At 64.8% G+C, this 18797-nt stretch carries 16 protein-coding genes and 1 tRNA gene; 14 read left to right on the top strand and 3 right to left on the bottom strand.

The genetic code is table 11. The features are described 5' to 3' along the window. Positions 1–14: 14 nt before the first annotated feature. The 10 genes from PSV26_RS18650 (at position 15) to PSV26_RS18605 (ending at position 10841) form a co-directional block, all read left to right on the top strand. On the top strand, positions 15–713 hold the full coding sequence (locus PSV26_RS18650; RefSeq protein WP_300512754.1) for a DNA-3-methyladenine glycosylase 2 family protein: 699 nt from the start codon (positions 15–17) through the stop codon (positions 711–713). A 28-nt stretch (positions 714–741) separates the two neighbouring features. Continuing rightward, positions 742–1719, top strand: a complete 978-nt coding sequence (locus PSV26_RS18645) for an acetyl-CoA carboxylase carboxyltransferase subunit alpha (protein WP_300512752.1) — start codon at positions 742–744, stop codon at positions 1717–1719. A 32-nt stretch (positions 1720–1751) separates the two neighbouring features. Beyond that, positions 1752–2696: a tRNA lysidine(34) synthetase TilS gene (gene tilS / locus PSV26_RS18640; protein ID WP_300512750.1), complete on the top strand. Its 945-nt coding sequence runs from the start codon at positions 1752–1754 to the stop codon at positions 2694–2696. Positions 2697–2878: 182 nt separating this feature from the next. Beyond that, entirely contained in the window at positions 2879–4153 is a 1275-nt protein-coding gene (locus PSV26_RS18635; RefSeq protein ID WP_300512748.1) for an aspartate kinase, read from the top strand. A 52-nt stretch (positions 4154–4205) separates the two neighbouring features. Then, positions 4206–4298 (top strand) — tRNA-Ser (locus tag PSV26_RS18630). Between the two features lie 137 nt (positions 4299–4435). After that, positions 4436–4759, top strand: coding sequence for an I78 family peptidase inhibitor (locus PSV26_RS18625; protein ID WP_300572919.1), 324 nt, complete (start codon positions 4436–4438; stop codon positions 4757–4759). Positions 4760–4841: 82 nt separating this feature from the next. Continuing rightward, a complete protein-coding gene (locus PSV26_RS18620) occupies positions 4842–5750 on the top strand; it encodes a MurR/RpiR family transcriptional regulator (RefSeq protein WP_300572916.1) in 909 nt (302 codons plus the stop codon). A 5-nt stretch (positions 5751–5755) separates the two neighbouring features. After that, positions 5756–7096, top strand: a complete 1341-nt coding sequence (locus PSV26_RS18615; RefSeq protein ID WP_300512743.1) for an aspartate aminotransferase family protein — start codon at positions 5756–5758, stop codon at positions 7094–7096. A gap of 31 nt (positions 7097–7127) precedes the next feature. Beyond that, a complete protein-coding gene (locus tag PSV26_RS18610; protein WP_300512741.1) occupies positions 7128–8114 on the top strand; it encodes a TAXI family TRAP transporter solute-binding subunit in 987 nt (328 codons plus the stop codon). Positions 8115–8237: 123 nt separating this feature from the next. Further along, a complete protein-coding gene (locus tag PSV26_RS18605) occupies positions 8238–10841 on the top strand; it encodes a TRAP transporter permease (protein ID WP_300572913.1) in 2604 nt (867 codons plus the stop codon). Positions 10842–10901: 60 nt separating this feature from the next. On the opposite strand, the gene PSV26_RS18600 is transcribed toward PSV26_RS18605, so the two are convergent. The 3 genes from PSV26_RS18600 to PSV26_RS18590 are packed head-to-tail and all read right to left on the bottom strand — an operon-like array spanning position 10902 to position 13540. Beyond that, entirely contained in the window at positions 10902–11309 is a 408-nt protein-coding gene (locus PSV26_RS18600) for a S4 domain-containing protein (protein ID WP_300512737.1), read from the bottom strand. 48 nt (positions 11310–11357) lie between these two features. After that, positions 11358–12860, bottom strand: coding sequence for a sensor histidine kinase (locus PSV26_RS18595; protein WP_300572910.1), 1503 nt, complete (start codon positions 12858–12860; stop codon positions 11358–11360). Then, positions 12857–13540 (bottom strand): response regulator transcription factor, encoded by a 684-nt coding sequence (locus tag PSV26_RS18590; protein WP_300573611.1) that lies wholly within the window; start codon positions 13538–13540, stop codon positions 12857–12859. The genes PSV26_RS18595 and PSV26_RS18590 overlap by 4 nt, the downstream gene beginning before the upstream one ends. Before the next feature lie 110 nt (positions 13541–13650). Here PSV26_RS18590 and PSV26_RS18585 point away from each other — a divergent pair, with 110 nt between their 5' ends. From PSV26_RS18585 to PSV26_RS18570, 4 genes are all read left to right on the top strand, one after another. Further along, the gene (locus PSV26_RS18585; RefSeq protein ID WP_300512731.1) at positions 13651–14610 is read left to right on the top strand and encodes a tripartite tricarboxylate transporter substrate-binding protein; all 960 of its coding nucleotides are present in this window, start codon (positions 13651–13653) and stop codon (positions 14608–14610) included. Positions 14611–14751: 141 nt separating this feature from the next. Beyond that, positions 14752–15273, top strand: a complete 522-nt coding sequence (locus PSV26_RS18580) for a tripartite tricarboxylate transporter TctB family protein (RefSeq protein ID WP_300512729.1) — start codon at positions 14752–14754, stop codon at positions 15271–15273. Positions 15274–15511: 238 nt separating this feature from the next. Further along, entirely contained in the window at positions 15512–17014 is a 1503-nt protein-coding gene (locus PSV26_RS18575) for a tripartite tricarboxylate transporter permease (RefSeq protein WP_300572907.1), read from the top strand. 153 nt (positions 17015–17167) lie between these two features. Next, positions 17168–18667, top strand: a complete 1500-nt coding sequence (locus tag PSV26_RS18570) for a sigma 54-interacting transcriptional regulator (RefSeq protein WP_300572904.1) — start codon at positions 17168–17170, stop codon at positions 18665–18667. The last annotated feature ends 130 nt before the right edge of the window (positions 18668–18797 follow it).

Here is an 18797-nt window from a genome sequence, read left to right as displayed (position 1 = left end):
GGGCGCAACCAGCTATGAAAAAGATAGTAAAAAGCGGCCCGGCCAGCACCGAACTGGCCGAGGTCGCGGAGCCGGCGCTGACCATCGTGCCGAGCTACTGGGCGGAGGCCTGCAAACACCTGGTCAAGAAGGACCGGGTCATGAAACGCCTGATCCCCCGGTTCGGCGACGCCTGCCTGCAGTCCCGCGGGGATGCCTTCAGCACGCTGGCACGCAGTATCGTGGGTCAGCAGATCTCCGTGAAGGCGGCGCAGACGGTCTGGCACCGTTTTGACGCGTTGCCGAAAAAAATGACCCCCGGCCACGTGCTCAAGCTCAAGGTGGACGACATGCGCGCTGCCGGCCTGAGCGCGCGCAAGGTCGAGTACCTGGTTGATCTGGCGATTCACTTCGACGCCGGTACGGTGCACGTCAAGGACTGGGAGGCGATGGAAGACGAAGCCATCATTGCCGAACTGGTCGCGATTCGCGGCATTGGCCGCTGGACCGCCGAAATGTTTTTGATCTTCTACCTGCGCCGGCCCAATGTGCTGCCGCTTGACGACGTGGGCCTGATCAACGGCATCAGCCAGAATTATTTTTCCGGTGAATCGGTCAGCCGCAGCGACGCACGCGAAGTGGCCGCCGCCTGGGCGCCGTTTTGCAGTGTCGCAACTTGGTATATTTGGCGCTCGCTGGACCCCTTGCCGGTGCTGGGTGCCGAGAAGTCCTGAATGAAGAAGCAAGCCTGAGGAGCAGACCATGGCCAAAAAGACCTTTCTCGATTTCGAGCAGCCGATTGCGGAGCTCGAAGGAAAAATTGAAGAGCTGCGCTACGTGCAGACCGAGTCCGCGGTGGACATCTCCGAAGAAATCGACCAGCTCGCCAAGAAAAGCCAGCAGCTCACCAAGGACATCTACAGCGACCTGACGCCCTGGCAGATCACCAAGATCGCGCGCCACCCCGAGCGCCCCTACACGCTCGACTACGTCAACGAGCTGTTCACCGACTTTGTCGAACTGCATGGTGACCGGCATTTTTCCGACGACCTGAGCATCGTCGGCGGCCTGGCGCGTTTCAACGGCACCGCCTGCATGGTGCTGGGCCACCAGAAGGGGCGTGACACGAAAGAACGCGGCCTGCGCAACTTCGGCATGAGCAAGCCCGAGGGTTACCGCAAGGCCCTGCGCCTGATGAAAACCGCCGAAAAATTCAAGCTGCCGGTGTTCACCTTTGTCGACACCCCGGGCGCCTACCCCGGCATCGACGCTGAGGAGCGCGGCCAGTCCGAAGCCATCGGCCGCAACATTTTCGAAATGGCGCAGCTCGAGGTGCCCATCATCACCACCATCATCGGCGAAGGGGGCTCCGGCGGCGCTCTGGCGATCTCCGTGGCCGACCAGGTCGTGATGCTGCAGTATTCGATCTACTCGGTCATCAGCCCGGAAGGCTGCGCCTCCATCCTCTGGAAAACATCGGACAAGGCCGAGGAAGCCGCCGAGGCCCTGGGCATCACCGCGCATCGCCTGAAGGCGCTTGGCGTGATCGACAAGATCGTCAACGAGCCGGTGGGCGGCGCGCACCGAGACCACAAGCAGATGGCGGCCTTCCTCAAGCGCGCCCTCAACGACGCCTTCCGCCAGGTCAGCGACCTCAAGGTCAAGGAGCTGCTGGACCGCCGCTACGAGCGCCTGCAAAGTTATGGCCGCTACACCGACACCAAGGCTGACGCGAAATAGGCCGCCACCCGTCCAGCGGTGGCTGAGGTCGCATGGCCACCGTTGACGACGCCCTGCGCGTCTTTTCCCCGCAACTTCCTCTGGCCGTTGCTTACAGCGGCGGCGCCGATTCCACGGCCCTACTGCTGGCTTGCACCGAGAAGTGGCCGGGGCAGGTGAGGGCGGTGCATGTGCACCACGGACTGCAGGCTGCTGCCGATGATTTCGCCCGCCATTGTGAGGCTGTGTGTGCGCACCTGCAGGTGCCTTTGCGCGTGAGTCGCGTCATGGCCGGTCATGCGCCGGGCGACAGCCCGGAAGACGCTGCCCGCAAGGCACGTTATGAGGCTTTTCGTGCTCTGGCCCTTGAGGAGCGGGCGCAACCAGCTATTAAAAGCATAGCGCTTGCGCAACATGCAGACGACCAGGTCGAGACGATGCTGCTGGCACTCAGCCGCGGCGCGGGCCTGCCCGGTCTGAGCGCCATGCCCGCGAGCTGGCAGCGCGACGGGCTGATGTACTACCGGCCCTTGCTGCAGGTTCCAGGCCCTGCGATCCGCGCCTGGCTGGCGCAAAGGGGGGCTGTTTTCATTGAAGACCCCACCAACACCGACGAGCGCTTCACCCGTAACCGCATCCGCGCGCGCCTCCTGCCGGCACTGGCCGAGACCTTTCCGCAGTTTCGCGAAACCTTTGCGCGCAGCGCCCAGCATGCCGCCCAGGCGCAGTCCCTGCTGGTCGAGGTGGCGCGTGAAGATCTCGCCGCGCTGGGCAGGCCGCCCGTGATCAGGTCATTGCAGGGCTTGTCGCTGGCGCGGCAGGCCAATGCACTGCGCCACTGGCTGCGCGAGGACCACCAGGCCACGCCCAGCGCAGCGCAGCTCGGACAGCTGCTCTCCCAGGTGGCGGCCTGCACCACGCGGGGCCACCAGATTCATCTGAAGATCGCGTCGGGCCATGTGACGCGGGCCGGGGACTGTTTGCATTTCGCCGCCTGAGCGGCGCACCGCCGGGGGCCGGCGCACGTGAGCCTTGTCACAACCCGCTTTGGCGTGTCGTCTAGGTAGTTGTCCTAGGTATAATTGAAGGCTTTGCTGGCGGTCCCGGCCTTCTGTGGGGGGGTGACACGGGAGGCTGCCACGAGCAATGTTCGCAACCAACTCCTGATTGACACCCTGCAATGGCATTGATCGTTCATAAATACGGCGGCACCTCGATGGGCTCGACCGAGCGCATCCGCAATGTCGCCAAACGCGTGGCCAAGTGGGCCCGAGCCGGCCACCAGATGGTGGTGGTGCCCAGCGCCATGAGCGGTGAAACCAACCGCCTGCTGGGACTGGCCAAGGAACTGGCGCCCGGCAAGGCCAGCGACGCCTACCACCGCGAACTCGACGCCCTGGCCGCCACCGGCGAGCAGGCCTCCAGTGCGCTGCTGGCGATTGCGCTGCAGGCCGAAGGCATGGACGCCGTCAGTTACGCCGGCTGGCAGATGCCTATCCGCACCAACAGCGCCTACACCAAAGCCCGCATCGAATCGATCGACGACAAGCGGGTGCGCGCCGACCTGGATGCCGGCAAGGTGGTCATCATCACCGGCTTTCAGGGCGTGGACGACGCCGGCAACATCACCACGCTGGGCCGTGGCGGCTCGGACACCTCGGCCGTGGCCGTGGCCGCGGCCATGAAGGCGCACGAGTGCCTGATCTACACCGACGTGGATGGGGTGTACACCACCGACCCGCGTGTGGTGCCCGAGGCGCGCCGCCTGCAGACCGTGAGTTTTGAAGAGATGCTCGAGATGGCGTCCATGGGCTCCAAGGTGCTGCAGATCCGCTCGGTCGAGTTTGCGGGCAAGTACAAGGTGCCCCTGCGCGTGCTTTCGAGCTTCACGCCCTGGGACATCGACATCGACGAAGAGGCCAAGTCCGGCACCCTGATCAGTTTTGAGGAAGACGAAAAAATGGAACAAGCCATCGTATCGGGCATCGCGTTCAACCGCGACGAAGCCAAAATCTCCATTCTCGGCGTGCCCGACACCCCGGGCATTGCCTACCAGATCCTCGGTGCCGTGGCCGACGCCAACATCGAAGTCGATGTGATCATCCAGAACATCAGCAAGGACGGCAAAACCGATTTCAGCTTCACGGTGCACCGCAATGACTACGCGCGCGCCGTTGACCTGCTCAAGGCCGAGGTCCTGCCCAAGCTGGGTGCGCAGGAGATCACCGGCGACGCCAAGATCTGCAAGGTCAGCATCGTCGGCATCGGCATGCGCAGCCACGTCGGCATTGCGAGCAAGATGTTCCGCTGCCTGAGCGAAGAGGGCATCAACATCCAGATGATCTCCACCAGCGAGATCAAGACCTCGGTGGTGATCGACGAGAAGTACATGGAGCTCGCCGTGCGCGCCTTGCACAAGGCTTTTGACCTGGACCAGCCCGCCGCCAGCCCCTGATCGCTGGACAGCGGCCCAAGTCGTGAGATAATCCGGGCTCAGACAGAATTCAGGAAACGTGACCGAGTGGCCGAAGGTGCTCCCCTGCTAAGGGAGTATGGGGTGTAGAGCCTCATCGAGGGTTCGAATCCCTCCGTTTCCGCCAGACAAAAAGCCACCGCAAGGTGGCTTTTTTTTGTCCTGCTGCAGGGGGCGCGGCGCGCCGTGTCGCAACCAGTCGTAAAAATGCGGGCGCCGCCGGGGCGCCGACGTTATGGTGGCGCTTTACTTCCCGGAGACCTCATGTTGTTGAAGACCCCCCTGATCAGCACCACGCTGGCATGTCTTGTCGTTCTGGCTGGCTGTGCCGCACCTGGCGCACCTACGACGGGCACCAGTCCCATGCCACCACCGCCGCCCGGGACCGCCTGCAATGCGGACGGTGCCCGGTTCGCCGTCGGCAAGGCGCCGGGCGCGAGTGTGGTCGAGGAAGCGCGCCAGCGCTCCGGCTCCTACATGGCGCGGGTGCTGCGTCCCAACCAGGCGGTCACCATGGAGTTCAATGCGCAGCGACTCAACCTCGAGCTGGACGCTGCCGGCGTGATTCGACGGGTGCGCTGCGGTTGAAGACCTTCAGGCGTCGCGCGCGCCTGGTTTGCTGTATGAAACACTTGTGCTATATTTTTCGAATTATTGATACAAATGTTTCATGTCGACATCTTCACTGTTTGCCAGGCTCCCGCTTGAGGGTCTGAGCCCGGAGCTGCTCCGTGCGGCGCGCTGGATAGAGGCGCATCCGCGCGAGGTGGCGCTGCATTCCATGCGTGAATGCGCGCGCCGGGCCGCTCTGGCACCGGCGACCCTGAGCCGCCTGTCGCAGGCGCTGGGCTTCCAGGGTTTTGAGGCGATCAAGCATCTGTGCCAGGAGTCTTTTTCAGCGCGGACCGGTTACGCCGGGCGGGCCGAGGTGCTGCAGGCCAGTGCGCGGCATGACAAGGACTGGCTGGCGCTGCTCAATGAAACCCAGCATGCGAACGCCGCGTCCGTCAGCGGGTTGAACCAGGCCGCGCAGCTGGAAGCCGCGGCCGATGCCATGCTCAAGGCGCGGCGCGTTTTTTTTCTCGGCCTGCGCGCCAGCCATGGCCTGGCGCTGCACCTTCACTACACCTATGGCCTGCTGGCGTCCAACGGCGTGCTGGTGCAGGGCCAGGGCGGCACGCTGATGGACCAGATCGGCGACATGGGCGCGGGTGATCTGCTGGTGGTGACTTCTTCCGCCGCGTACACGCGCCAGACGGTGGACGCCGTGGTGCAGGCGCGGGCGCAGGGCGCCGACGTGCTGGCCCTGACGGACAGTGCCCTTTCGCCGATCGCCCGCTCGGCCACCCAGACACTGCTGTTCCGGACCGACAGCCCCTCGTATTTTCATTCCATGGTCGGCGCCCTGGCATTGACCGAGGCACTGGCTGCCGCCGTCGCAGTGCGCGGCGGGCGCAAGGTGCTGGCCCACCTGCAAACTCGCCAGGACCGTCTGGACAGCGAGGGTGCGTACTGGGACCCGCGCGCCGACAAGGCCGTCACCGGCCGGCCCCTGACTTCTTCTTCATCCAGGAAATAAGCCCCATGCCTGCAGCCTCCACCCATGTCTTTCACCGCCAGCTGCAGCACACGCCGCCGGTAGCCGTCAGCGGCCGGGGGGTGTACCTGACCGATGCCGATGGCAAGAGTTATATCGACGCCTCGGGCGGGGCGGCGGTGTCCTGCCTGGGCCACGGGCATCCCGACGTGCTGGCCGCCATGCATGCGCAGATCGACAAGCTGGCGTATGCCCACACCAGCTTTTTCACCACCGAAGTTGCCGAGACACTGGCCGCGCAGCTGATCAGGACGGCGCCGCAGGGCATGAGCCATGTGTATTTTGTCAGCGGCGGCTCCGAGGCGATGGAGGCCACGCTGAAGATGGCGCGCCAGTATTTCGTCGAGACCGGCCAGCCGCAACGCACCCATTTCATCGCGCGCAGGCAGAGTTACCACGGCAACACGCTTGGGGCACTGGCCATAGGCGGCAACCAGTGGCGGCGCGAACCGTTCGCACCCATCCTGATGCCGGCCACCCATGTGTCGCCGTGTTATCCCTACCGCGAGCAGCAGACTGGCGAGACGCCGCAGCAGTATGGCCGGCGTCTGGCGCAGGAACTGGAGGACGCCATTCTTGAAAAAGGCGCTGACCGCGTGATCGCGTTCATTGCCGAAACCGTGGGCGGCGCGACCGCCGGCGTGCTGGCGCCGGTGCCGGGTTATTTCAAGGCGGTGCGCGAAGTCTGCGACCGGTACGGCGTGCTCCTGATCCTCGACGAAGTGATGTGCGGCATGGGCCGCACCGGCACCCTGCATGCCTGCGAGCAGGAGGGAGTGTCGCCCGACCTGCTGGCCGTGGCCAAGGGTCTGGGCGGCGGCTACCAGCCGATTGGCGCGGTGCTGGCGCAGGGAAAAATTGTCGATGCGATGCGCGCAGGCACCGGTTTTTTCCAGCATGGCCACACCTACCTGGGCCATGCGGTGGCCTGTGCGGCGGCGCTGGCCGTGCAGCAGGTGTTCGAGCGCGACCAGCTCATCGCCCAGGTGCGCGCGCGGGGCGCATTTCTGCAGACGCTGATGCAGGGCAGCTGGGCCGAACATCCTCATGTCGGGGACATCCGGGGCCGCGGTTTGTTCTGGGGCATCGAGCTGGTGCAGGACCGCGCGAAAAAGACCCCGTTTGATCCGGCACGCAAAGTGCATGCACGCATCAAGAAGGAGGCGATGGCGCGCGGCTTGATGGTTTACCCGATGGGCGGCACCGTCGATGGTCGTTATGGTGACCATGTCCTGCTGGCGCCACCGTTCATCAGCAGCGAAGCCGAGCTGACGATGGTGGTGGAGCGCCTTGGTTCGGCCATGGATGCCGCGATAGCCGCGGTTTGAACAACAAGTTTTACAACCTGGAGAAACTGACATGAGCAAGAAGTTTGCGTTGAATGTACTGAGTACCGCGAGTGCCGCTGTGGCCATGGCCGCCGCCCTGATGTCTGCGCCGGCTGTCGCGCAGCAGAAGTTCGTGACCATCGGTACCGGTGGGGTGACCGGCGTGTATTACGCCGCCGGCGGCGCTATTTGCCGCCTGGTCAACAAAGACCGCGCCAAACACGGCATCCGCTGCTCGGTCGAGTCCACCGGCGGCTCGGTGTTCAACGTCAACACCATCAAGGCCGGCGAGCTCGACTTCGGCTTCACCCAGTCGGACGTTCAGTACAACGCCGTCAAGGGGTTGAACCAGTACAAGGATGGCGCCTACAGCGACCTGCGCGCCGTGTTCGCGGTGCACCCGGAGCCTTTCACGGTGGTGGCCCGCAAGGAAGCCAACATCACGAAGTTCGAGGACTTCAAGGGCAAGCGTTTCAACGTCGGCAACCCTGGCTCCGGCACGCGTTCGTCCATGGAAGAGCTGCTCGCGGCGATGGGATGGAAGCTCGGCGACTTTTCGCTGGCGTCCGAACTGAAAGCCGACGAACACGGCCCGGCCCTGTGCGACGGCAAGATCGACGGCTTCTTCTACGGCGTCGGCCACCCGTCGGCCAACATCCAGGACCCCACCACGACCTGCGGCGCCAAGCTGGTGTCCCTGACCGGTCCGGTGATCGACAAGCTGGTGGCGGACAAGCCTTATTACGCCAAGGTCACGATTCCCGGCGGGCTGTACCCGAACAACCCGCTGCCCACCGCCACCTATGGCGTGCTGGCCACGGTGGTGACGTCGGCCAAGACTTCGCCCGAGACGGTGTACCAGGTCACCAAGGCCCTGTTCGAGAACTTTGACGAGTTCAAGAAGCTGCACCCGGCCCTGGCCAACCTGAATCCGCAGAACATGGTCAAGGACGGCCTGAGCGCGCCGCTGCATGAGGGCGCTGCGCGCTACTACAAGGAAAAGGGCTGGATCAAGTAATCCGGCGCAGCACGCCAGCTGCCAGCCGCACCCGGGTGCGGCTGGCCAACCCAAAAAGGGCGGAGCGGACCTCGCCCTTTTTTAATGCCCGTGCATGTGGCTTCCCGTTCCTGAAAGATGACCATGGCAACCGATATCGAAAAAGCGCCTGAAGCGCTGCAGCAACTCGTCGCCGAGGTGGATACCGGCGGGCGCAAGCCAACGGGTCTTGCCGCCGGCATCATTTTTTCCGTGGCGCTCGTCTGGGCGCTGTTTCAGTACTGGTATGCCTCGCCCTTGCCGTTTGCGCTGGGCTTTGGCATCCTCAATGACACCGAGGCGCGCGCCATCCACCTGGGCTTCGCGCTGTTCCTCGCTTTTCTGGCATGGCCCGCCCTGCGCAGTTCACCGCGCGACCACGTGCCGGCGCTGGACTGGGTGCTGGCCTTGCTGGCCGCGTTTGCGGGCGCCTACATCATGCTGTTTTATGCACAGATCGCCACCCGTCCCGGCCAGCCGACAACGATGGACGTGGTGGTGGCCAGCGCCGGCATGCTGCTGCTGCTGGAGGCCACGCGCCGTGCGGTCGGCTGGCCCATGGCGGCGCTGGCCGTGATCTTCGTGGCTTACAGCATGCTCGGCCCCTGGCTGCCCGACGTCCTGTCTCACCGCGGCGCCTCGCTGAACCGGTTGGTGTCGCACATGTGGCTGACCACCGAGGGGGTGTACGGCATTGCGCTGGGCGTGTCGGCCGGCACCATTTTTGTGTATGTGCTGTTCGGTGCCTTGCTGGACCGCGCGGGTGGCGGCAACTACATGATGCAGGTGAGTTTTGCGGCGCTGGGCCATTTGCGCGGCGGGCCGGCCAAGGTCGCGGTGGTGTCGTCGGCGCTCAACGGCATGATCTCGGGTTCGTCGGTGTCCAACGTGGTTTCGGGGGGGATTTTCACCATTCCACTGATGAAAAAATCCGGCTACGGCGGGGTCAAGGCCGGCGCCATCGAGACCATGTCCTCGGTGGACGGCCAGATCATGCCGCCTGTCATGGGGGCGGCCGCCTTCCTGATGGTGGAGTACGTCGGCATTCCCTACACCGACATCGTGCGCCACGCCTTCCTGCCGGCCATTCTTTCTTACCTGGGCCTGTTCTACATCGTGCACCTGGAAGCGCTGAAAATGGGCATGCAGCCCATCATCCGGCGTGAACCCAAGCCACTGCGCGACCGCGTGCTGCGCAATGCCCTGGGCATCTCGGGCAGCATCATCGTGATCGGCTCACTTTATTACCTGTTCGAAGGCATGAAGGCCATGCTGGGCGGCGCCGCACCCTATGTCATCGTGCTGGCGGTCATGGCGCTGTACGGCGTGTGCCTGCACCAGGCGGCGCGCAGCCCCGACCTGGCGCAGGACATCGACATCGACCACCCGAAGGCGCTGGACACCTGGCCCACCGTGCGTGCCGGCCTGCACTTCCTCATTCCGATTGGCACGCTGATCTGGTGCCTGATGGTCGAGGAGATGTCGCCGGCGCTGGCGGCTTTCTGGGCGGTGACCATCCTCGTCGTGCTGATGATGTCGCAGCGGCCGATCATCGACGCCTTGCGCCGCACCCACACGCCGGACGCCTGGCACGAGGGCTGGCGCTCGGTGGTCGACGGCTTTCACGACGGCTCGCGCAACATGATCGGCATCGGCGTGGCGACGGCGACCGCCGGCATCATCGTCGGTGGCATCACGCTGACGGGCCTGGGCCTGCGCATGACGGAATTTGTCGAGTTTGTTTCGCAGGGCAACGTGATCGTGATGCTGCTGTTCATTGCGTTTTCCTGCCTCGTGCTGGGCCTGGGCGTGCCGACCACGGCTAACTACGTGCTGGTGGCCACGCTGATGGCGCCGGTGGTGGTGGACCTCGGCGCGCAGTCGGGGCTGGTGATTCCGCTGATCGCGGTGCACCTGTTCGTCTTTTATTACGGCATCATGGGAGACATCACGCCGCCGGTGGGGCTGGCCACCTTTGCGGCGGCCGCCATCTCGGGGGAGGACGCCATAGAGACCGGCATCCAGGGGTCCATCTATGCGTTGCGCACGGTGATTCTGCCCTTCATCTGGATCTTCAATCCGCAATTGCTGCTGATTGATGTCGGCGGGGCTTTCTCCTTTTTCTGCATCGTGACCGCGAGCATCCTGGCCACGCTGCTGTTTGCAGCCGTCACCATGAACTGGTTTCGTATCAAGAGCCGGCTGTGGGAAAGCGCGATGCTGCTGATGGCCGTGATCCTGTTGTTCCGACCGGACTTTTTCATGGACCAGATCGCACCCGAATACCGCGACGCCAAACCGACCGAGGTGTTCGAGATTGCGCGCAATGTGGAGAGCGATGGCCGGGTGGTGATGGTCACCCGCGGCACCACACTGGAAGGCCGGGAGATCGTCAAGACCGTGGCCGTGCAGCTCGGCGACAAGGGTCCGGAAGGCCGCAAGCGCCTGGCTGACGCTGGCCTGCAACTGGTTCCGCTGGGCGAGACGCTTCAGATCGGCCAGGCCAAGTTCGGTTCGCGTGCCGCCAAGGCCGGGGTGGAGCAGGGCTGGGACGTGACCGCCATCAAGGTGCCGACCGACAGGGCGACGCCGCACTGGTTTTACCTGCCCGCGCTGCTGCTGGCGCTGCTGGTCTGGTGGTCCCAGGGCAGGCGCATGCAACGTGGCCGGGGCCCGGTGCCGCCGCCCGCCGCAGCCTCTTCTTTATAGGAAAAAATGGCTTCCTGCCCTTGTGGGGCAGGCGCAAACAGCTATCAAAAAAGGAGCATTTCAGGAGTCGACCGAGGCGCTCCAGCGGTCACCCCAGGCCTTGTTCTGGGCCTTGTCCAACGAACGCCGGTCGCGTTTGGTGGGGCGCCCTTGCTCCAGGCTGCCGGCCGGCTCGGCGGTCAGGCGGCGCTGCTCGGCCGCCGCTTCCCGCAGCCTGATGCTGTCAGGCGTTTCTTCATAGAGCTGCTGCGCCACCGGCGCCGGCCCGCGCTGCTGGCTCAGGCCCCGGACCAGCACGGTGCGCGTGACCGGGCCCTGCCGCATCGCCACCGTGTCGCCGGCTTTCACTTCGCGCGCCGGCTTGGCGTCCTGGCCGTTGACCCGCACACGGTTCTTGCCGATTTCGTCGCTCGCCAGCGAGCGGGTCTTGTAGAAACGCGCGGCCCAGAGCCACTTGTCAAGACGCATGCCTGACCTCGCGCGCACCGCCATGCCGGGGAAGGGAAAACCTGTGCTTCATTGCCCGTCATTGTGTACCAGCGGCAGGCGCACGGTGGCGTCCAGGCCGGCAATACGCCCATGGTCCTCGCGGTTTTCCAGCGTGATGCTGCCGCCCAGCGCCTGCGTGATCTCGCGGCAGATTGCCAGCCCCAGGCCCGAGCCGTGGCGCACATTGCCGGCCGAAAAGGGCTGGTACAGGCGGGCTGCCAGCTCGCCGGAAATGCCGGGCCCGCTGTCGCTGACGGTCAGGGCCAGGTAGCGTGCGTCGGTGACGAGCCGCACCGACAGCAAGCCGCCGCGCTGGCTGTGCTTGATCGCGTTGTGCAGCAGGTTGCGACAGAGTTCGCCCAGCATCCATTCATGCGCATTGACGCTGGCCGCCGTGGTTTCGATGTCGAATTCCAGGTCCTTCTCGGCAATCAGCGGCGCCAGGTCCAGCGCGACCGCGCGCACGATGGTGTCCATGTCCACCGGCCCCAGGTCCGCCTGCTGGCGCAGCTGCTCGACCTTGGCCAGTGCCAGCATCTGGTTGGCCAGCAGCGTGGCGCGGTCCACGGTCTGGTTGATCTCGGCCAGCGCCGCCTGGGCGTCCATGTCGCCGCGTAGCGCCGACTGAACCTGCACCTTCAACACCGCCAGCGGCGTGCGCAGCTGGTGCGCCGCGTCGCGCACAAAACGTTTCTGGTTGTCCAGCAGGTGCTGCAGCCGGCCCATGACCTCATTGGTGGCGTCCACCAGCGGCAGCAGCTCACGCGGCGCGTCCGGTGCTGCAATGGCCGTCAGGTCGCCCTCGGGGCGCGCCTGCAGCTCGGCGCTGAGACGGCGCACCGGGCGCGTGGCGCGCTGCACCACCACCACGGCCACCAGGGCGATCACGGCCAGCAGCAGCGCCTGGCGCCACAGGGTGTCGAAGAGGATCTTGCGCGCCAGCGTGGTGCGCAACTCCAGTGTTTCGGCCACCTGGATGACGGCCATGCCGCGTCCGTTCGAGCTGGCCACCGGCTGCAGCAGCACAGCCACCCGCACGGCGTCGTCCACGTAGACATCGTCGTAAAAATCGACCAGCGCCGAATAGGGCGGTTTGGCCGGAATGCGACCGCGCCAGAAAGGCAGTTGGGCGTAACCCGACACCATTTCACCATTGAGGCTGGACACCCGGTAAAAAAGCCGGCTCTGGTTGTCGGCCTCAAAGGCTTCCAGCGCCGCGTAGGGCACGGTCACGCGCAGTTCGGACTGCCCGTCGTAGCCGCTCACGTCCAGCTGCTCGCCAATGGATTTGGCCGAGGCCAGCAGCGTGCGGTCATAGGCGGTGTTGACGGCGCCCAGCGTCTGGCGGTACAGGGTGGCGGTGTTGAGCGTGACCAGCAGGCCGACCGGCAGCAGGATGCCCAGCAGAAGGTAACGCCTGAGCGAGATGGCTCCCCCGCTTTTCACTTCGTGTAACACGCTGCCCCCCGAGGGGGCGGTGCTTGCTTGGGGCGGCCCGGCGCTGCGCACGTCGTCCTTCATGCCTTTCATGGCGCGTCGACTTTCAGCAAATAGCCGAGTCCGCGCAAGGTGACCAGGGTCACGCCGGTGTGCGCGATCTTTCTGCGCAGGCGGTACACCACCACCTCCACGGCTTCGTACTGCACATCGGCCTCGCCGGGAAACACCAGCTCGAACAGTTTTTCCTTGGACACCGCCTGGCCGGGCTTGACGATCAGGGCCTGCAGCAGGGCCAGCTCGCGCGGCGTCAGTTCGAGGATCTGGTCGCGGTGGTAAATCGCGCCGCTGTCCTTTTCGTATCGAAGCTGGCCTACCAGATGGTCGCCGGCCCCCGGCTCACTGCCCGCTGTTGTGCGCCGCCGGCTCAGTGCGCGCAGCCGCGCCTCAAGCTCGTCCAGGTCAAAGGGTTTGGGCAGGTAATCGTCTGCGCCGGTGTTCAGGCCGATGATGCGGTCACCCACCGTGCCGCGTGCCGTCAGGATCAGCACCGGCGTGGCCAGTCCCTGGCGGCGCGCCTGCTCCAGCACCTGCAGCCCGTCCAGCCCGGGCAGGCTCAGGTCCAGCACCACCACGTCGGGCTGGGTGGCTGTCCATAGCGCCAGCGCCTTGCGGCCGTCGGTGCAGCCCAGCACCTCCATGCCGCGCCGGCCCAGGGCGCGCTGCAGCGCCGCCTGCATGGACGGGTCGTCCTCGATCAGCAGCAATTTCATGGTGGTCAGCATGGGCAGGACATTAGCACTTTCCCTAGGGTTTTCGGACAGCAGTTTGACAGACAGGAGGCGCATCATCGGTTGCTGACCAACACCACAAGGAGACATGCATGCGTCGCGATACCTTTTTGAAATCCCTGGCCGCACTGGCCGCTACCGGGGCTTTCCCCCTGTCGGCTCTGGCTGCTTCCAATGTGAAGATGATGATTCCGGCCAACCCCGGCGGCGGCTGGGACACCACCGGCCGGGCCCTGGGCAAGGCCCTGACGGACTCGGGCGCGGCGTCCACCGTCAGTTATGACAACAAGGGCGGCGCTGCGGGTGCCCTGGGCCTGGCCCAGTTCATCAACGGCAGCAAGGGCGACCCCAATGCCCTGATGGTCATGGGTGCCGTCATGCTCGGTGGCCTGATCACCGGCAAGCCGCCGGTCAGCCTGTCGCAGGTCACGCCGGTAGCGCGCCTGACCAGCGAGTACAACGTGTTTGTGCTGCCCGCCAACTCGCCGTTCAAGACCATGGCCGACGTGGTGGCCCAGCTCAAGAAAGACCCCGGCAGCGTCAAGTGGGGCGGCGGTTCGCGCGGCTCCACCGAGCACATCGCTGCGGCCATGATCGCACGCGAAGTCGGCGTGGACCCTTCGAAGATCAACTACGTGGCTTTCCGGGGCGGCGGTGAAGCCACGGCGGCCATCCTGGGCGGCAACGTCACCGTGGGCGGCAGCGGCTACAGCGAATTTGCGGAATACATCAACACCGGAAAAATGAAGGCGCTGGCTGTCACCTCCGACACCCGCCTCAAGGGCGTCAACGTGCCCACGCTCAAGGAGCAGGGCATCAATGTGGTGATCGGAAACTGGCGCGGCGTTTACGGCGCACCCGGAATCTCGGCTGCCGAGCGTCAGGCGCTGACCGAGATGATTCTCAAGGCAGTCAAGTCCAAGAGCTGGATGGAAGCCTCCGAGAAAAACAACTGGACACCCGCCGTGCTGACCGGCGCCGCCTTCGACAAGTTTGTCGATGACGACATGGCCAGCCTGCGTGCCACCATGGTCAAGTCGGGCATGGTCTAAAACAACTGGTCTACCGGCCTTTTTGGTTTGTCATGGCGGCCTTGTGCCGCCATCCCTGTTCGCACACGCAAGGCTGCGGTCGATGCAGCATGGATCCCGGATCAAGTCCGGGATGACAGTCCGCCTCAAGCGAGACAACTCATGACACAAGAAAACCCTTCTCCCACGCAAATCCGTTTGCAGACCCTGGTCGGTGCCGGCGTGGTGCTGCTCGGCCTCGGGCTGGCGGCCGGTGCGATCAGCATTCCTTCGGCGGCCGGTTATGGCGGCGTCGGCCCCAACTTCCTGCCGTGGCTGATCTCGCTGGCGCTGCTCGTTTGCGGTGTCTTCATCGTGCGCGAGGCCCGCACCGGCGGCTTTCGCTTCCTGGAGGAACCCACGGATGCGGTTCACGGCCACTGGCCGGGTTTTGCCTGGGTGTCGGCAGGCCTGCTGGCCAATGCGGCGCTGATCACCACCATCGGCTTCATCTTCAGCTGCACCCTGTGTTTTGTGCTGGCCGTGCAGGGGCTGCGCGGTGCGGAAGGCCGGGCCGACCGGCGCCCGGTGGCCTGGCTCAAGGACGTGCTGATCGGCCTCGCGATTTCCGCACCGGTGTTCTGGACCTTCACGAAATTCCTGGCGATCAACCTGCCGGGCCTCACCTCGACCGGCTGGCTGTGAACCTGGAAATGGCAGTTGACCGCTCGTGGTGCAAAAGGATGCCTATGAATGCCCCCTTTCCTGATTTTTCCAGCCGCATTGCTTTGCGCGGCAACGCTTCACACCCGATTGAACCGCCCTGGCGCGGCCTGGGGGCGTTGCTCGTCCTTGCAGGCGTTTGCCTGCCGCGCCCTCTCGCCTACCCAGCCCACCCCATGACGGCCCACTCGGGCGCGTTCAACTGACACTTCCAGGTTTTATGGACATCTTCAATCAACTGTTGCAGGGTTTCGCCACGGCGGCCACACCGGTCAACCTGCTGTGGTGTTTTGTCGGCTGTGCGCTGGGTACGGCCATCGGCGTGTTGCCCGGCATCGGGCCCGCTGTGGCGGTGGCCATGCTGCTGCCCATCACCGCCAAGGTCGAGGCCACGGCCTCCATGATCTTTTTTGCCGGCATTTATTACGGCGCCATGTACGGCGGCTCCACCACCTCCATCCTCTTGAACACGCCAGGGGAAACGGCCAGCATGGTCACGGCGATGGAAGGCAACCGCATGGCCAAGAGCGGTCGCGCCGGTGCGGCGCTGGCCACGGCGGCCATCGGCTCGTTTGTGGCCGGCACGATTGCCACGGTGATGGTCACCCTGTTTGCGCCCGTCGTGGCGGAACTGGCCGTCAAGCTCGGCCCGCCCGAATATTTCATGCTGATGCTGCTGGCCTTCACCACCGTCAGTGCGGTGCTCGGCAAAAGCACGGTGCGCGGCCTGACAGCCCTGTTTGTCGGACTCGCAGCGGGCCTGGTCGGGCTGGACCAGATTTCCGGCCAGGCGCGCTACACCGCTGGTGTGCCCGAGCTTCTGGACGGCGTCGAGATCGTGCTGGTGGCGGTCGGCCTGTTCGCGGTGGCTGAAGCCATGTACGCCGTGCTTTACGAGGGCCGGGTGGCCGAGTCGCAGAACAAGATGAGCCGGGTCCACATGACAGGCCGGGACTGGCGCCGTTCCTGGCCGGCCTGGCTGCGCGGCACGGCGATTGGCGCACCGTTCGGCTGCATTCCTGCCGGTGGTACCGAGATCCCGACCTTCCTCAGTTATGCCGCCGAGAAAAAGCTGGCCAAGGGCAGCGACCAGGCCGAGTTCGGCACGGCCGGCGCCATTGAAGGGGTGGCCGGGCCCGAGGCCGCCAACAACGCCACGGTCACCGCGGCCATGATCCCGCTGCTGACGCTGGGCATTCCGACCTCCAACACCACGGCGATTTTGCTCGGGGCCTTCCAGAATTACGGCATCCAGCCGGGGCCGCAACTGTTCACCTCGTCGTCGGCCCTGGTGTGGGCGCTGATTGCGTCGCTCTACATCGGCAATGTGATGCTGCTGGTGCTGAACCTGCCGCTGGTGGGACTGTGGGTCAAACTGCTGAAGATTCCCAAACCTTACCTGTACGCCGGCATCCTGATTTTTGCCACGGTGGGCGTCTACGGCATGCGGCAAAGTGCGTTTGACCTGTTCCTGCTTTATGGCATTGGTGTGCTCGGGGTGGTGATGCGGCGCTTCGATTTTCCGACCGCGCCCGTGGTGGTGGGCATGATCCTGGGCCCGCTGGCCGAAGCGCAGCTGCGCAATGCCATGTCGATCGGCGAGGGCAGTGCGATGGTGTTTCTGCAGCGGCCCATGTCGGTGATCCTGATCGTGGTGGTGCTGGCGGTGCTGATCCTGCCGCGCCTGGCCAGACGCTGGTCGGCACGTCGGCTCGCGGCCTGAGGCCGAGGCATATATATAAATAGGTGCTCAGCCCTTTATCCGCGGGCGCAAGCAGCTATCAAAAAAATAGCAGGCTACACGCCGGTCGGTGTGTGATGCACCTGGCCGGCGCTGCTGGCGCAAGCGCCGCGCTACCCGCGCTACCATCTGCGCATGGAACACACCGACACCACGCCGCACGGTTTGCCGCTTGATGCGCAGAGCATTCTGGAGCTGGCGGCCAGGTCCATGTTCCAGCTGTTCTCCAGCATCAGCCAGGGCATGTTTCTGGTGGACCGCACCGGCCGCATTGTCTGGGTCAACGACGGCTACAAGCGCTTCCTGCCGGCGCTGGGTTTTTCGTCGGTCGACCAGTTTGTAGGCCACATGGTGGAAGAGGTGATTCCCAACACGCAGATGCGGCGCGTGCTGGAAACCGGCGAGCCTTTCCTGATCGACCTGTTGACCAACCGCGCCGGCACCTTTGTCGTCAGCCGCATCCCCTTGCGTGACGAAAGCGGCGGCGATGTCATCGGCGCCATCGGCATCGTGCTGTTCGACCATCCCGAGACCACCTTGCAACCGCTGATCAGCAAGTTTGCTCTGTTGCACCGCGACCTTGACGATGCGCGCCGCGAGCTGGCCAGCCAGCGGCTGCAGGTGCCCGGGCAGCGCCAGTCCAAATACACCTTCGCCAGTTTTGTCGGCACCAGCCCGGCCGCGGTCGAGGTCAAGCGCCAGGCCCGGCGTGCGGCCCAGACCTCCAGCCCGGTGCTGCTCCTCGGCGAAACCGGCACCGGCAAGGAGTTGCTCGCGCATGCCATCCATGCCAGCTCAAGTCGGGCGCGCGGCCCCTTCATCAGCGTCAACATTGCGGCCGTGCCCGACACCTTGCTGGAGGCTGAATTTTTCGGCGTGGCGCCCGGCGCCTACACCGGCGCCGACCGCAAGGGGCGCGACGGCAAGTTCAAGCTGGCCGACGGCGGGACTCTGTTTCTCGACGAGATCGGCGACATGCCGCAGGCCTTGCAGGCCAAGCTGCTGCGCGCCCTGCAGGAGGGCGAGATCGAGCCGCTGGGCTCGAACAAGCTGATTCCTTTTGACGCGCGCCTGATTGCCGCGACCTCGCGCGACCTGGCCGCGCTGGTGCGTGAGGGCAAGTTCCGCGAGGATTTGTTTTACCGCCTCAATGTGTTGCCGGTGCGGGTGCCGCCGCTGCGTGAGCGCCGCTCCGACATTCCGGCGCTGCTCGAAGTGCTGGGTGAGGAGATGGCGCTGCGCAGCGGCGACCGCCAGCCCGAACTCGCACCGGACGCGCTGGCTCTGCTGTCGGCGCAAACCTGGCGCGGCAACATCCGCGAACTGCGTAACGTGCTGGAGCAGGCGGTGATGCGCAGCGACTCGCTCAACATCGGCCGGGCGCAGTTTGAAGAGGTGCTCCAGGAGGCCGGCATCGAGCGTATTGCACCTTTGCCATTGACGGGTTCCGGGGATGGCGCAGAGGCCGCCTCCGACCCGCTGCGCCCGCTGGCCGAACAGGTAGAACAGGTTGAGCGGCGCGCCATCGCCGCGGCCATGGCGGCGACCGGCGGCAACAAGCTCGCCGCCTCGCGCCTGCTTGGAATTTCACGTGCCAAGCTGTACGAGCGTCTGGATAACCCTGTATATAAATAATACATATGTATGATAATCAGTCAATATTAATGACTTAAAATAAGACAAACTAGACGAATTGCGGAAAAAACCCATATAGATCAATGGTCTTTTTCTGGCACGACATGTGCAATCATGGTGCATCGCCCAA

The organism is Polaromonas sp. (genome assembly GCF_029945685.1).
Taxonomy (GTDB): Bacteria; Pseudomonadota; Gammaproteobacteria; order Burkholderiales; family Burkholderiaceae_C; genus Polaromonas.
Note: the sequence above shows the minus strand (reverse complement) of the source record. Positions and strands in the feature narration are given on the sequence as shown.